This is a genomic window from Streptomyces stoeckheimensis (assembly GCF_045822005.1).
Lineage (GTDB): Bacteria > Actinomycetota > Actinomycetes > Streptomycetales > Streptomycetaceae > Streptomyces > Streptomyces stoeckheimensis.
Genome location: NZ_CP169550.1, coordinates 8,450,970 through 8,464,840 on the forward strand (window position 1 = coordinate 8,450,970; position 13,871 = coordinate 8,464,840).

15 protein-coding genes and 2 pseudogenes are annotated in these 13,871 nt (G+C 73.9%); 8 read left to right on the top strand and 9 right to left on the bottom strand.

The window, feature by feature from the left end:
* Positions 1 to 9 precede the first annotated feature (9 nt).
* A complete protein-coding gene (locus tag ACE1OC_RS38305) occupies positions 10 to 150 on the top strand; it encodes a hypothetical protein (protein WP_407840911.1) in 141 nt (46 codons plus the stop codon).
* Between the two features lie 14 nt (positions 151 to 164).
* On the opposite strand, the gene ACE1OC_RS38310 is transcribed toward ACE1OC_RS38305, so the two are convergent.
* Positions 165 to 440 (bottom strand): isoamylase early set domain-containing protein, encoded by a 276-nt coding sequence (locus ACE1OC_RS38310; protein WP_243332813.1) that lies wholly within the window; start codon positions 438 to 440, stop codon positions 165 to 167.
* A gap of 203 nt (positions 441 to 643) precedes the next feature.
* A complete protein-coding gene (locus ACE1OC_RS38315; protein WP_407840912.1) occupies positions 644 to 910 on the bottom strand; it encodes a DUF4235 domain-containing protein in 267 nt (88 codons plus the stop codon).
* A 164-nt stretch (positions 911 to 1,074) separates the two neighbouring features.
* Here ACE1OC_RS38315 and ACE1OC_RS38320 point away from each other — a divergent pair, with 164 nt between their 5' ends.
* From ACE1OC_RS38320 to ACE1OC_RS38330, 3 genes are all read left to right on the top strand, one after another.
* Positions 1,075 to 1,230 carry a CsbD family protein gene (locus tag ACE1OC_RS38320; RefSeq protein ID WP_375947185.1) on the top strand — a complete coding sequence of 52 codons (156 nt, stop codon included), beginning with the start codon at positions 1,075 to 1,077 and terminating at the stop codon, positions 1,228 to 1,230.
* 334 nt (positions 1,231 to 1,564) lie between these two features.
* Positions 1,565 to 2,569, top strand: a complete 1,005-nt coding sequence (locus ACE1OC_RS38325; protein ID WP_407840913.1) for a D-alanyl-D-alanine carboxypeptidase family protein — start codon at positions 1,565 to 1,567, stop codon at positions 2,567 to 2,569.
* 155 nt (positions 2,570 to 2,724) lie between these two features.
* Positions 2,725 to 2,913: a hypothetical protein gene (locus ACE1OC_RS38330; protein ID WP_407840914.1), complete on the top strand. Its 189-nt coding sequence runs from the start codon at positions 2,725 to 2,727 to the stop codon at positions 2,911 to 2,913.
* 83 nt (positions 2,914 to 2,996) lie between these two features.
* Here the strand turns inward: ACE1OC_RS38330 and ACE1OC_RS38335 are convergent, their stop codons facing one another.
* Positions 2,997 to 4,373 carry an Lrp/AsnC family transcriptional regulator gene (locus ACE1OC_RS38335; protein ID WP_407840915.1) on the bottom strand — a complete coding sequence of 459 codons (1,377 nt, stop codon included), beginning with the start codon at positions 4,371 to 4,373 and terminating at the stop codon, positions 2,997 to 2,999.
* 198 nt (positions 4,374 to 4,571) lie between these two features.
* Here ACE1OC_RS38335 and ACE1OC_RS38340 point away from each other — a divergent pair, with 198 nt between their 5' ends.
* Complete coding sequence (locus tag ACE1OC_RS38340; RefSeq protein ID WP_407840916.1) at positions 4,572 to 5,060, top strand: DUF6328 family protein; 489 nt, start codon at positions 4,572 to 4,574, stop codon at positions 5,058 to 5,060.
* Positions 5,061 to 5,084: 24 nt separating this feature from the next.
* Here the strand turns inward: ACE1OC_RS38340 and ACE1OC_RS38345 are convergent, their stop codons facing one another.
* From ACE1OC_RS38345 to ACE1OC_RS38370, 6 genes and pseudogenes are all read right to left on the bottom strand, one after another.
* Positions 5,085 to 5,615, bottom strand: a complete 531-nt coding sequence (locus tag ACE1OC_RS38345; protein WP_407840917.1) for a DUF5133 domain-containing protein — start codon at positions 5,613 to 5,615, stop codon at positions 5,085 to 5,087.
* 237 nt (positions 5,616 to 5,852) lie between these two features.
* On the bottom strand, positions 5,853 to 6,917 hold the full coding sequence (gene hypE, locus ACE1OC_RS38350) for a hydrogenase expression/formation protein HypE (RefSeq protein WP_407840918.1): 1,065 nt from the start codon (positions 6,915 to 6,917) through the stop codon (positions 5,853 to 5,855).
* The gene (gene hypD, locus ACE1OC_RS38355) at positions 6,910 to 8,052 is read right to left on the bottom strand and encodes a hydrogenase formation protein HypD (RefSeq protein WP_407840919.1); all 1,143 of its coding nucleotides are present in this window, start codon (positions 8,050 to 8,052) and stop codon (positions 6,910 to 6,912) included. Before hypD ends, hypE begins: the two co-directional genes overlap by 8 nt.
* Positions 8,049 to 8,345, bottom strand: a complete 297-nt coding sequence (locus ACE1OC_RS38360; RefSeq protein WP_274546756.1) for a HypC/HybG/HupF family hydrogenase formation chaperone — start codon at positions 8,343 to 8,345, stop codon at positions 8,049 to 8,051. The genes hypD and ACE1OC_RS38360 overlap by 4 nt, the downstream gene beginning before the upstream one ends.
* Positions 8,314 to 9,000, bottom strand: a pseudogene (locus ACE1OC_RS38365) (hypothetical protein); the annotation flags it as partial. The pseudogene ACE1OC_RS38365 and the gene ACE1OC_RS38360, both read right to left, overlap by 32 nt.
* Positions 8,898 to 10,650, bottom strand: a pseudogene (locus ACE1OC_RS38370) (enoyl-CoA hydratase-related protein). The pseudogenes ACE1OC_RS38365 and ACE1OC_RS38370, both read right to left, overlap by 103 nt.
* On the opposite strand from ACE1OC_RS38370, the gene ACE1OC_RS38375 reads away from it, so the two are divergent.
* The 3 genes from ACE1OC_RS38375 to ACE1OC_RS38385 all read left to right on the top strand — a co-directional run bounded on the left by ACE1OC_RS38375 (position 10,573) and on the right by ACE1OC_RS38385 (position 13,863).
* Positions 10,573 to 10,785, top strand: a complete 213-nt coding sequence (locus tag ACE1OC_RS38375) for a hypothetical protein (protein WP_407841858.1) — start codon at positions 10,573 to 10,575, stop codon at positions 10,783 to 10,785. The pseudogene ACE1OC_RS38370 and the gene ACE1OC_RS38375 sit on opposite strands and share 78 nt — an antisense overlap.
* Positions 10,786 to 11,142: 357 nt before the next feature.
* On the top strand, positions 11,143 to 11,358 hold the full coding sequence (locus ACE1OC_RS38380) for a hypothetical protein (RefSeq protein ID WP_407840920.1): 216 nt from the start codon (positions 11,143 to 11,145) through the stop codon (positions 11,356 to 11,358).
* A gap of 51 nt (positions 11,359 to 11,409) precedes the next feature.
* A complete protein-coding gene (locus ACE1OC_RS38385; protein ID WP_407840921.1) occupies positions 11,410 to 13,863 on the top strand; it encodes a SpoIIE family protein phosphatase in 2,454 nt (817 codons plus the stop codon).
* Positions 13,864 to 13,871: the final 8 nt, after the last annotated feature.

Genomic DNA, 13,871 nt, shown 5'->3' on the forward strand with positions numbered 1-13,871 from the left:
GGCGCGGGCGTGCGCCGCGAGCTGGGGGAGGCCGCGTACACGCTCGGAGTCGTGAGGGGCGGGCGCGGCGCCGGCGGCGCTCTGTTCGCCGCGGCGGAGCTGATCACCGTCAGCGGGCTGAGGCCGCGGATGCCGGTGCGGAGCGGGTGATCACCAGCCCGAGGTCAGGTGCGCAGGCGGCTGTTGCCTTCCTCGTGCCCGTCGGCGGCCGGCTCGTCGAACCAGTAGTCGCCGGCCGCGAGGTAGCGGAAGCTGTGGGTGGCCTTGGCCGGGAGGGCCACCGTCACGGCGCGCATTCCGTCGGTGCGCGGTTCGAGGACGTGCGCGCCGGGATGCCAGTCGTTGAACGTCCCGACGACGCTCACCGGCCCGGGCGGGAGGTCCCCGGGAAGGACGAAGGTGACGTCGGTGGTGTGCTTCCGGCGCTTGCGCTCCAGCACGGACTGCTCCTCTTCTCAGGGCGGGCTGTGCCCGCCGACCGGGGCCAGCCTGACGACCACCACCCGTTCCGGCCGACGACTCGCCGCACGGGCACCCCCGCATCACCCCGTCCGGAGCAGATCCGGTCGCGCGCGGCCCCGACGGGCGGGCGTGGCGAGCCGTAGCGTAGCCACCGCGACACGTGAACCCGGGCGGCGCCGCCTCAAGCGGGCCAGGTGCCCGTCAGGCGTTTGGCGGCCACCGCGCCGCCGCGGTCGATCGCGGCCTTGACCGCGGCGAACACGGCGCCCTGGAGGGCCGCGGCGATGAGGATCTCCCGCCACGAACGGTCCTCGTCGGTCGCGCTCGGCGCGTCGTCCTCGTGGCCGAGCCGCTTCCAGAGCTGCTTGAAGGCCACACCGGCCAGCAGACCCCCCGTGGCACCGAGCACCAGACCCACGGGTTTGTAGGCGATCTTCGAGGTCTCCACCGTGCCTCCACTCCGTAGCTCTTCCTCCCGGCGCCTGCCCAGAGCCGCTCGCGGCTAACGCCCGGAGCCGCGCGGGCAGGTTTACGGGAAGGGCATCCGGACAGACGCACCTCGTCAGACGATCGCCAACGATCGGAGTGAGAGCCGTGTCGGGTGAGCAGAAGATGAAGGCCAAGAAGGAACAGGCCAAGGGCAAGGTCAAGGAAGCCGCGGGCCGGACCGTCGGCAACGAGCGCCTCACTGCCGAGGGGCGCGCGGAGCAGATGAAGGGCGATGCCCGCCAGGCCAAGGAGAAGGCCAAGGACGTCCTCAAGGACTAGCTCGGCAGGGCGACTTCACCGACGCCGAAGCGTGAACGGCCACGGCCTCCGTCCCCGGAAACGGGCCACGGAGGCCGTGGCCGTCGCCATGCCGGCGCGTACGGCGAGGCGCCCCTTCCGCGGCCCCCGCGAACGCGGCCGCGGCCGCGAGTGCTGCGGAACTGATACACGGCGGAGCGCCCGCCGATGGACGGCGGCCGGGGTTCCGATGCGTGGGGCGGCCATGCTCCGGTGTGTGCCCCGCCGCTGCCGAGTGACCCGGGCCCGGACCGTTCCGGGCGCGGTGGGGGCACGTGCCCCCCACCGCGAACCCGAACCCGATCCCGGGAGTGTCATGTCCGTCCACGCGTTCCTCCGACGGTCCGCCGAGCTGCCCGGGCGCGGCCGCCTCGCGGCCTGCCGGGCCGGTGACGCCGCCTTCGCCGCCGCCCGTCGTGCGGTGTCGACGGAGGCGCTGCCCTGGCCCCACGAGGGGCAGGCGAGCGTGGAGGTGGAGGGGGTCGGCAGCCTCGGCACGGCCGGCGCGCAGATACCGGTGCCGATCGCGAGCCTCACCAAGGTGATGACCGCCTACGTCGTCCTGCGCGAGCACCCGCTCGGCCCGGGGGACCCCGGTCCCGTGGTCCGCGTCGACCGGGCCGCCGCCCGCGAGTCGGGCTCCGCCGTCGAATCGGTCGTGCCCGTGGCGGAAGGGCAGGAGTTTCCCCTGCGGCAACTGCTCGCCTACCTGCTGATCCCCTCGGGCAACAACATCGCCAGGCTCCTCGCCCGCTGGACCGCCGGGTCTGAGGCGGCCTTCGTGCGCCGGATGAGCGAGGCGGCCGCGGAGCTGGGCATGGCCCGTACGACCTTCACCGGCTCCTGCGGCATGGACACCGGGAACACCAGCACGGCCGAAGACCTGCTCCTCCTGGCCCGTACGGTCATGCGGGACGAGGTGTTCCGAACGATCGTCGCCACCCCCTCGGTCCGCCTCCCGGGCGACCGGGGCGAGGCGCGCACCACCAACCGGCTGCTCGGCCGGTACGGGGTCGTCGGACTCAAGACGGGCACCAGCACCCCGGCCGGGGGCAACGTCCTGTGGGCCGCCTACGCGGACGTCGGCGGCGCCCGCAGGCTGGTACTCGGCGCCGTTCTCGCCCAGCGGAGCGGCTGCTCGCCGGTGCGCGCGCGGGCCGCGGTCTGGGCCCACACCAGGCGGCTCGTCCAAGCCGTCCAGCACGCGCCGCTCGACGCACTCGCAACGCCCCGGCCAGCTGCGCCGGCCACCCGTGATGCGCGGCGGAGTGCCGGGCCGGGAGGGCCGGTCGCGCTGTCCGGGCGCGGCCGAGCGGGGTAGACGATCGCACCCGGCGCGTGACGTTCGGCTCGGCAGCGGTGCACGGGTGCGGCACCGGTCGGCCCGTGTGTGCGTACCACCGCTCCGGGTAGGCGCCGGACGTGAGCGAGGGGGCTCACGTACGACCGTACGACCGCGGGCCGAAGGAGAGAACCGTGAAGGGGACGCATCGGGGCCGGAGGCGGACGGCCCGTTCCGAGGAGACGGCGCGCAACTGCTGGGAGGACTTCGAAGCGGTGCGCGGCCAGATGGACCGCCTGTTCCGGCAGCAGCCCCACCGCACACGGCGGACGGAGGGAACGGGCACCGCCCGCGGGGACGACGGCGGGCGGCGACGCGTCTGACGCGCGGAGCCGAGGTGGGGTCGGTGTCGGCGCGCGTTGGGCGCGCGTCGAGATCCGAAGGAAGGCGCATCGGCGGCGTCCCGTCAGGAGCGGCCGAACCAGCGGCGCTTGGCCTGCGGCCGGGGCGCGGTGTCATTCGCCGGGGCCGCCGACGGGTCGTCGTACTCGCGGGAGATCACCTGGACCTGGCCCGATCCGACGTCGTGGCGCACCGTGTCCAGGCCCTGGCGGTCCAGGTGGGCGATGGTGTCGGCGTGGGTGGTGGTGTTCAGGGCGAGCATCCCGACCTTCGGGTGCCTCGGGCCGAGCTGTACCTCCTCGTCGAGCAGGATCTGCATCAGGCGGTCGGCGGAGGCCGAGGGCAGGTCCTCGTCCACGGCGACGTGCAGCATCAGGTGTTCCTCGCCGCTGGCCCGCCACCGGACCTGCGCCACCCACACCGAGTGGACGGCGGGGAACTCGCGGACCCGCCGAACCAGGGCGTCGCGCAGGGCGACCGCCACTGGGTCGGTGGACCAGTCGAGCTTCATTTCCGCCCCGGGCCCGTAGGTCGCCCAGTCCCGCAGCACCTGCTCAGGAAAGATCGCCTGCCCGTTTCCGGAGCGGACCCCCAGCACGGCGACGCCGGTCTTCTCCAGGATGTCCCTCAGCCGCGCCGTGTCACAGTGCACCATCCCGGAGGCCGTCGGCAGCAGGTGCGCGCCGAGCGCCGCGTCGGTGAAGCCGAGCAGCGTGGGTGGCTGCTCGTCGTCGGGGAGGAACATCACCGAGCCGGATTCGGTGACGGGAACGAACACCCCGCCTTCGAACAGCGCGGCGAGCACCGTGTCCGGCGCGGGCTCGTGCTCGTCCGCAGGGCGGTCGAGAAGGTCGGCGAGACGTACGTTCGGGTGATCGATCACGCGTGCAGCGTAGTGCCCGGACGGCCGCCACCGGCCCCGCCCCATGGGCATCCGACACGGACACGTTCCGGGAGAAGGTCGCCGCCCGCGCGTTTGTACGTCCGCATCGGCAGGGCCGTCTCCACCTGGGTGGTGCCCCGCCCAGCACGGCTCGCGGGCCAGCAGCCGTACGGCCGAGCCGAGCCCGCGGTGCGACACCGCGATCCGGAACCGGGCCTCCACCGGGTAGCCCAGCACCGCCGGGTCCGCGAGCAGCCGCAGGTGCAGGATGTGGGAGGTCATCAGGCGGGCCAGGCGGCGCCGGGCGGTGGTCTCGCCGACCTGGAGCTCGCGGGCCAGCCGGGTCGTCGACATCCGGGCGTCCCTGCTCAGCAGCGTCACCAGCCGCCGGTCGAGATCGTCCACGGTGAGCGGCGCGGGCAGCTCCCGCCCCGCCATGGCCAGTCGGCGCACCTCCGTGGGCTCGTCGTCGTACGGTGCCCAGTCGCCGGCGGTGAGCAGCAGGCGCAGCACGACGCTGGAGTGGACGTCCACGACTCCGTCGAGTCGACCGATCACCGAGTCCACCGTACGGCCAGCTCCGCGGTGATCCCCTCACCCTGGTACTCGGGGACGAGCGCGGCCGTGGAGCGGACGTGGCCCGTAGCCGTCATCCGCTCCAGTCGGCTGGCCGCGCGGGCCCCGCGCGCCGCGGAACATGATGCGGGAGACCGGGGGTAGACGAGGGGCGGGGACACCACTCGGAGAGGCGGCCTGATGACGGACGGGACGGAGCAGGCGGGACGGGACGAGTCCGCGGAGGAACGCGCGGACCGGCAGTGGCAGGAACTGGTCCAGGAGATCCGGGTCGCCCAGACGGGTGTCCAGATCCTGTTCGGATTCCTGCTGACGGTGGCCTTCGCCCCCGTGTTCGCGGGGCTCGCGCAGACCGAGAAGACGATCTACGTCGTCACCGTGGTCCTGGGATCCCTGGCGACCGGCGCCCTGATCGGCCCGGTGGCCTTCCACCGAATCGTCTCGGGGCGCAGGATCAAGCCCGAGGCCGTTGCCTGGGCCGCGCGCCTGACCTTCACAGGCCTCCTGCTGCTCCTGGCCACGTGCACCTCGGCCCTGCTCCTCGTCCTCAGGGTCGCCACCGACAACGCCCTCGCGACGTGGCTCGTGGGCGGAGTGTTCGCTTGGTACGTGCTGTGCTGGTTCGTGCTGCCCCTGTGGGCGCGCGTCCGCTACACGGCCAAGCGCTGACCCGAGCGGCAAGACGGCCCCGGCTTAGAGCGTCGGCGTGGCGGCGGCGAGCAGTTCCTCCGCCGCGGTGATGGCTTCGAGGGCGGTGGGCCTGCCCATCAGCACGCACAAGGTGTACGCGGTGTCGTCCATGGCCCGCAGGGCCGCGGGGTCCTGGGGTGCGGCCGCGAGCCGGGCCTGACAGCCGCGCAGCCGGGTCAGCACCTCCTCGGCCCGGGCGGGATTCGGCGCGAGCCCGGCAGGGTGGGGACCGCCCGCCGGCCCGCGGGTCCGGGCGGCTTCGAGGGAGTGGCGCAGGGCGCGTTCCAGGCGGGCGGGCAGGGCCGCGCCGCACGCGGTGGCCGACATCGCGGCAGCCAGGTCCTCGACGGCGACGTCGGCCAGGTCCGCGGCCGTCGCGAGGATCCGCAGTGCGTCGCGGGCCGAGCAGGGTGTGGTGGCCATCAGCATCCCGACGGCCCGGTTGCCCGCGGGCGCCGGTGCCGGCTGCCCGTGGGTCCGGGCGGGGGCGGTGGTCTGGCGGGTCGGTGGAGTGGGTTCTCCGGGTGTCGGCACGGGGTTCCTCCGGTCCGGGTCGGTGCGGGTCGGTGCGGGGCGGTGGTCCGCGTACGGACGGTATGCCCGCCGTCTGAGCACGGACCGCGCGGCGCGCTGGTTCAGGGCCCGGACCGCTGCCATGACCCGTGCGGCCGACCGCTCGGACCGCGCGGCCCCCCGGCGCGTGCCGGGGAGCCGCCCACGTCACGTCCGCCCACGTCACGTCCGCCCACGTCACGTCCGCCCGCGCCCCGATCAGCAGATCCGCGGCAGCTGCTCCCCGATCGGCAGGTCCACCACGCGGGTGCCGCCCAGCCTGGTCCGGGCCACCACCATGCCGGGGTGGGCCTCCACGGCCTCGCCGATCACGGTCGCCGCGCGCCCCAGCGGATGCGCCCGCATCGCGTCGAGCACGGCGTCGGCGTGCTCGCGCGGCACGAAGGCCACGAGCTTGCCCTCGTTGGCCACGTAGAACGGGTCCAGGCCGAGGATCGAGCAGGCGTTCGCCACGGATGGGGGTACGGGCACCCGCGCCTCGTGGATCAGGACGCCGGTGCCGGAGGCCGTGGCGATCTCGTTGAGGGCGGCGGCCAGACCGCCCCGGGTGGGGTCGCGCAGGACGTGCAGGTCCGGGGTGACCGCGAGCATGCTCCGTACGAGGCCGGCCAGCGGAGCGCAGTCGCTCTCCACGTCCACCCCGAACTCCAGGCCTTCGCGCACGCTCATGATGGCCACGCCGTGCAGCCCGATCTCACCGCTGACGATGACCACGTCGCCCGGTACGACCCGCTGCGCGCGCAGGTCCACCCCCGCGGGGATGACGCCGATGCCCGCGGTGTTGATGTAGACCCCGTCCCCGTGCCCGCTCTCCACGACCTTGGTGTCCCCGGTGACCACCTCCACGCCCGCGGCGCGGGCCGCCTCGCCCATCGCGCGGGCCACCCGCGAGACCACGGACAGGTCCACGCCCTCCTCCAGGATGAACCCACAGGAGAGGTAGGCCGGTTCGGCCCCCGACATGGCCAGGTCGTTGACCGTGCCGTTGACCGCGAGGTCGCCGATGCAGCCGCCCGGGAAGAACAGCGGGCGCACGACGTAGGAGTCCGTGGAGAAGGCCAGCCGGACGCCGCCGAGGGTGAGCGCTGCGGAGTCCCCGAGCTGGGCGAGGGCGGCGCCGCAGAACTCCGGGAGGAAGAGGTGCTGGACGAGTTCGGCGGACAGCGCGCCGCCTCCGCCGTGACCCATCACCACCCGGGGATGGTCGCGCAGCGGGGCCGGGCAGGTCCAGCCGGTGACGTCCAGGGGTGCGGTCTCAGCCAACGGGGCTCGCCTCCAGCGATGTCGTCGGGGAGGCCGGCGCGGCCTGGAGGTCGAGCCGGCGGTAGAGGTAGTACGCGGCGCAGGCGCCCTCGCTGGAGACCATCGTGGCGCCGAGCGGCGAGCGCGGCGTGCACAGGGTGCCGAAGGCCTCGCACTCGTGCGGTTCGATGAGTCCCTGGAGCACCTCGCCGCTGCGGCACTCGGCGGGCTCCCGCGTGGTGATCCCGGTGACCGAGAAGCGGTGCTCGGCGTCGAACTCCCGGTAGCGCTCGGACAGTCGCCAGCCGCTGTCCGGAATGACCCCGATGCCGCGCCAGGCCCGGTCCGTGACCTCGAAGACGTCTTCCAGCATGGCGAGGGCTGCGGGGTTGCCCTCCGGGCGCACGGCGCGCGCGTAGGCGTTCTCCACGGTGTGCTCGCCCCGTTCGAGCTGGAGCACGGTCCGGCGGACGCCTTCGAGGATGTCCAGCGGCTCGAAGCCCGTCACCACGATCGGCACCCGGTGCCGTTCCGCGAGCTCCGGGTACTCCGTCATCCCCATCACGCTGCACACGTGTCGGGCGGCGAGGAAGCCCTGCACCCGGCAGCTCGGGGAGCGCATGATGGCCTCGATGGCCGGGGGCACCCGGACGTGGGAGACCAGCAGGCTGAAGTTGGGGATGCCCAGCCGCTTCGCCTGATGGACCGTCATCGCGTTCGGCGGGGCCGTGGTCTCGAAGCCGATGCCGAAGAACACCACCTCGCGGTCCGGGTTCTGCCGGGCGATGGCCAGGGCGTCGAGCGGCGAGTAGACCACCCGTACGTCACCGCCCTCGCTGCGGACCCGGAACAGGTCCCGGCCGGTTCCGGGGACCCGGAGCATGTCGCCGAAGGAGCAGAAGATCACGCCCGGCCGGGAGGCGATCTCCAGGGCCTTGTCGATGACCTCCAGCGGGGTGACGCAAACGGGACACCCCGGTCCGTGTATCAACTCCACCTGATCCGGGAGGAGTTGATCGATTCCGTGCCGGATGATGGTGTGGGTCTGGCCGCCGCACACCTCCATCAGGGCCCAGGGCCGGGTCACCGCGGAGTGGATCTCGTCCAGGAGCCGCCGCGCGAGGGCGGGGTCCTGGAACTCGTCGATGTACTTCACCGCGGCCCTCCCTCGCCACCGTCGGCGGCGTCCGCCGCCAGCTCCCACGGATCGCCGAACTCCTCCTGGAGCATGCCGAGTTCCGCGAACAGCTCAAGGGTCTGCTTGGCGGACTCCTCGTCCAGGCGCTGCAGGGCGAAGCCCACGTGAACGATGGCGTACTCGCCGACCTGGAGGTCGGGCAGGTACTCCAGGCACACCTCCTTCTGTACGCCGCCGAAGTCGACCGTGGCCATGCGGGTGCCGTCCTTCTCCGCGATGTCAAGCACTCTGCCGGGTACCGCCAAGCACATGGGCCTCTCCTCGCTGTGGGGGGTCGGTGGCGCCGCGGGCGGCCGCCACCATGAGCTGACCGAGTGCCAGCCCGCCGTCGTTCGGCGGGGCCTGGCGGTGCCGCAGTACGGTGAAGCCGCGCTCGCGCAGCACGCGGGCGCAGGCCGAGGACAACAGGGTGTTGGCGAAGACCCCGCCGGTCAGCGCCACCGTGTCCAGCGCGTGCCGTTCGCGTGCCAGGACGCACAGCTCCGCGACGAGCCCGGTGATCGCGGCGTGGAAGCGTGCCGCGATCACGGACGGATCCACCCGCGCCCGCAGATCGGCCACCACCGAAGCCAGCGAGGGGGCCGGATCTGCGGTGACGGGGGCCTCGTGGCCGGGCGCCGGCCGGTTCAGGGCGAAGGCGTAGGGGAGCCGGCCAGGGCCGGAGCCGGGGCGTTCCGTCGCCCGCAGCGCGGCGGATTCGAGCTCCATCGCGGCCTGGGCCTCGTACCCGGAGTACTGGCAGATGCCCGCCAGCGAGGAGACGGCGTCGAAGAGCCGTCCCATGCTGGACGTGGCGACGCAGTTCAAGTCCCGCTCCAACTGCTGTGACAAAACCCGGACCGACCGGGGTCCGGTGCCGCGTCGGGTACGCCCGGTCCGGTGACGGGTACCGGTCGCGCGGACGGCGGAGCGCCGTGCCGGGCCGGTACGGCGCGCGCGAGGTGCGGCGGCGTCGCATCCGGGCGCACCTTGCCCACGAAGGCCCGGCGCAGCGCGTGGTACGGGGACTGCGGGTCGAAGAAGGTCTGCCGCATCCGCTCCAGCTCGGCCGCCCGGTAGGAGGCCAGTGGACGCCGCGCCTCGTCCAGCTCCCGGCGGGCCTTCTTGGTGGCGATCCGGGATGCGGTGGCGGGATGGCCGGCCAGGCGCGCGGCGAGCGCCGAGGCCCGGTCCGCGAACTCCCCGGGCGCACAGTCGATCGTCCGGTCGACCAGGCCCAGCCGACGGGCCGCCCGGGTGCTCAGTGGCAGGGCTTCCGCCGTGAGGCGCTCCGCGGCGGCCGAGCCGATCCGGCGCGGCAGGGTGTACGTCCAGAACTCCGATCCGTACAGGCCCATCAGCCCGTAGTGCGGATTGAGGACCACGCCGGAACGGCACCACACCTCGTCGGCCGCGAGGGCCAGCACGGCTCCTCCGGCGGCCGCGTTGCCGCCCAGCGCGGAGATCACGAGCCGGTCGGTGGTGGTCAGGACGGCTTCCACCAGATCGTCCATGGCGTGGATGTTGGCCCAGGACTCCCCGGCGGGATCCGCGGCGGCCTCGATGACGCCCAGGTGGATCCCGTTGGAGGAGAAGTCCCGCCCGCCACCGAGCACGAGCACCGAAGTCGGCCGGGCGCAGGCCGCACGGTAGGCGTCCAGCAGGCGGCGGCAGTGGGCGGTGCTCATCGCGCCGCCCGGGAAGGAGAACGACAGGAAACCGGCCCCGCGGTCCTCGTGGTAACCGATGTCGGACCAGGTACGGGGTCCGGGCCCCCGGCCGGTGTCCCCCGGGGCGGGCTCTTCCGGCAGCACGGGCAGCCGCTCACCGAGCGCGAGCACGGCGGGGAGCTTGGGGGTGGCCGGCTGCCCCGGGGCGCGGTGGGCCCGCAGCTCCGGGATCCACACGGCTCCGTCGACGGTGGCCCGGCAGATCGCCCCCGCCCTGGTCGCCAGCAGATCGCCGGGGCGGCCGCGCAGCCGGTCCTCCGGGTGACCGCCGTGCAGGTACCAGGTGCCGCCCAGCAGCTCGTCCCGTACGCCGGGCCGGGAGTCCGCCGCGCGCAGGGTGCGCAGCACGCGCTCGGTACCGTCCCGCAGCCAGTCGATCCGGCGGTGCTCCTGGCGCAGCAGGGGGCGGGCCAGGCCCTCGGTCTGCGGCTCGGGGACGTACGTTCCGGAGGCGAAGCGGTCCACGGCGAGCAAAACGGCCTCCAGGGCCGCGTCGGCGACCTCGCCCCGGTACCAGGCGCTCTTCGACCCGCCCCGGGTCCGGCCCGGGACACTCCACCGAGGCCCACACGTCGCCGGCGTCCATCTCCGCATTGGCCTGCAGCACGGTGACGCCCCACCGCGGGACCCCGTCGAGCACCGCCCGGTCCAGCGAGGAGGGACCCCGGTCCCCGACCGGACCGGGATGCACGATCAGGCAGGTGTGGGCGGACCAGACCTCCTCCGGCACGGCCGAGGTCAGCATCGGGGCGACGATCAGCTCGGGACGGTGGCGCCGGACGGAAGCCGCCAGGTCGGCCGCGGGGAGCGCCAGCTCCACGGCGACGCTGTGGCCGCGATCGCGCAGCTCGGCGTGGACCCGCTGGGTGAGACTGTTGAAGGCGCTCGCGACGAGCAGGACGTGCACGGGGACTCCCTGCGACGGACCGGTGCCACGGCACCGGGTTGCCCGGCCGGATCGGCGGTGCGGGCCGGCGCGTGACCAGCCGCCGGAAATCCTTCGGCACGCCACAGGTCGAGCGGGTGCACCCCGCGCGCCTCCCCACAGGGCCGCTCGACGGCAACTCGGGAGCCCCGGCCCTGCTGCGGTCGTGCGACCTCCGGTGCGGCGGCCGTCGGTGACGGAGTGCGACCCCCGTCGCAGCCATGATGGCCGAGGCCGCACCCCGCACCGGGCGCCTACCCAACCGTGTGCGGCCGACGCGGAAGCGGCCGTGGGGAGGCCGGGACCGCAGGACCGTGCGCCGATGCCACCGGTTTGCGCGGCCCGGTGCGGGGCAGTCGCCCGTGCGGGGCCGCCGCCGAGCCGCGCGGCTCCCGTCGAGCGAGGAGGACGGCCATGGACGAGCAGGGTGGTGCCGGGGGAGTGCCCTTGGAGGGCGGGGGGAAACAGGACCGGCGCCGCAAGCCGCACGCCGACCGCCGCGACGGCGGGACCACGCCCGCTGCCGACACGGACGAGGCCAGCCGCCTGGACCGTCCGCAGCAGCCCGAGAAGCCGAACGGGAAGCCGGGCCGAAAGGGGACGCGGTGGGTCGGCCCGCGCGACGAGTGACGCCGGGCCCGCACCCGGGCGGGTGGCAGGCGGGCGTGGCATGCTCAAGGAATGAAGGGCGATGCCGCACCCGTGGGTGAGGGCGCCGCACCCGAGGTGGTGGCGCTCGCCAGGGTCGTGGCGAGACTCCGGTCGGAAATCGCCGACCTCGAAGGCGTCGCCGCAACCGAGGCCGTGGTCGAGCGGGCCAGGGGCGTCCTCATGGCCCGGGCGGAGGTGTCCGCGGACGAGGCCTACGAGCTGCTCCTCGAACGGGCCGGCCGGCGCGGCCACACCCTCCTGGAAGAGTGCTGGATCACGTTGGGGCAGCTCCGGGTGCGCAAGCCGGCGGGGACCGCGCGGATCTCCCTGCCCACGGCCTCGGCCACGGCCCCGAAGGACGAGCCGGGCGGCACTTCGGCGTTCAGCCGTCGCCGATATCTCGTCGGGCCCCACGACGGCGACGGCGAGCTGAACCGCCTGCTGGCTGTCGTCGCCGACGGCCTGGCCACGGCGCACGGCGGCGACGACATCGCGGAGCTGTTGGTGACCGTGCTCGGGGCGGCCACCGACGTGGGCGCGGTGATGATCTACACCGTGGCCGCCGCCGGCGGCCTGGATCTGACCGGAAGCGCCGGAATCGACGAGGCGCTGGCCCAGCAGTGGCGCCACGTTCCCCCGCTGAGCGGGGTCGCGGCGCTCGAAGCGATCGCCGGCCGCCGTGCCCTCTGGCTGGAGGACCCCGATGAGGACGCCCGGCGCTATCTGCTGATCGGAGACCCGCCGGGACGGTGGCCGACGCGTGCCTGGGTCCCCGTGCCGGGCGACGGGCAGCCGAGGGCGGCCATCGGGTTCCTGCGCACCCGGCCGGGCCCCTTCGCCGCCGACACCCGGGCCCTGCTGCGCCGGGCCACCCGGCTGTGCGCGGGGCCCCTGGGGGCGCCGGAACCGGCCCGGGACGCCCAGGCCGTGGAAGCGGTCGGAGGCGACTACGCGGCGGCTGTCCAGCTGATCCTGGACACCATGGCCGGACCCGCGACCCTGCTCACCCCCCTGCGCTCGGAGACGGGCGAGGTGGAGGACTACCGCATCGACGCGGCGGCGCCCGAGTCGGTGGACGTGGCCGGCCGGCGGGGCAAGGAGCTCGTGGGACGCCGGATCCTGGAGACGTACCCCACCGTTGCGGGCACGGCCCTCTGGGAGGGGTACCTCGACACGCTCACCACCGGAACCAGGTACGAGGGCGAACCCTTCACCTACGAGGAAGTGGTCGCCGGTGTCCCCCGGCAGTCCGTCTACTCGGTCCGGGCGTCCCGGCTCGGAGACCACCTGGTCGTGTCCTGGATCTGCCATGACACCAGTCAGCGCGAGGTCCGCCGGCTGGCCGACATGCAGCGCCTTGGCAACCTCGGCTGGGCGGGCTGGAACCTGGTCACGGACACCGTCACCTGGTCCGACCAGGTCTACGCGATCTTCGACCGCGATCCGGCCCGCGGGCCGATGACGCTGGAGGACCTGCCGGGCCACCTCGTCCCCGACGACCTTCCCCGCCTGGGTGCCGCCGTCGAGCGGCTGCTGGGCGAGGGGGAGGCCATCGACCAGCCGTTCCGGATCACCACCGGGCGCGGGGTCCGGCACCTGCGGATCGTCGCCGAGGCCCAGACGGACGCCGACGGAACACCCGTCGAGGTACACGGCTTCTTCCAGGACCTGACCGCACAGCACGACATCGAACACGCCTTGCACGAGAGCGAACGGGCCGTCCTCCTCCAACGGGGCATGCTCCAGGCCGAACGCGCGCTCGCCGCATCCCTCCAGGACGCGCTGCTGCCGATCCCCGAACAGTCCCTGGAGCTGGCCGGCCTGTGCATCGACGTGGCCTACGTACCCGCCGACAGCGGGATCAACGTCGGCGGCGACTGGTACAGCGCTATCGAACTCCCCGACGAAAGCGCCCTGTTCGTCGTCGGAGACGTGGCCGGTCACGGGCTGGCCGCCGTCGGGACCATGGCCCAGCTCCGGTTCACCACCAAGGGCATGGCGATCACCGGATCGCCCCTGCCCGAGGTCCTCCGCCGGCTCAACACCCTGCTGCTGCACACGCGTTCGGACCCGACGGGCAGTGCCACCGCCACCATGGTCATGGCCCGCTACCGGCCCCGGGACCGGCGGCTGCTCTGGGTACGGGCGGGCCACCTGCCACCCCTGCTGATCCGCGGCAACCGGGCGGAGTTCCTCGAGCAGCCGCAGGGCGCCCTTCTCGGCGCGACCTTCGAAGCCTCCTACGAGCAGGCCGCCGTCGACCTGCTGCCCGGCGACCATCTGCTCTTCTACACCGACGGGCTCGTGGAGGAACCGGGCGAGGACATCCAGACCTGCCTCGACCGCCTTGCGGAAGCGGCCGTGCGACTCCTCCGGGAGGGCCTCGGGGAAACCCTCGCCCCCACGCTCGCCGCGCTGTGCACGGCCCACCGCGACGACATCTGCGTCCTGCACGTCCACGTACCGGACGAGATGGTTCCGTAAAAAGGGGG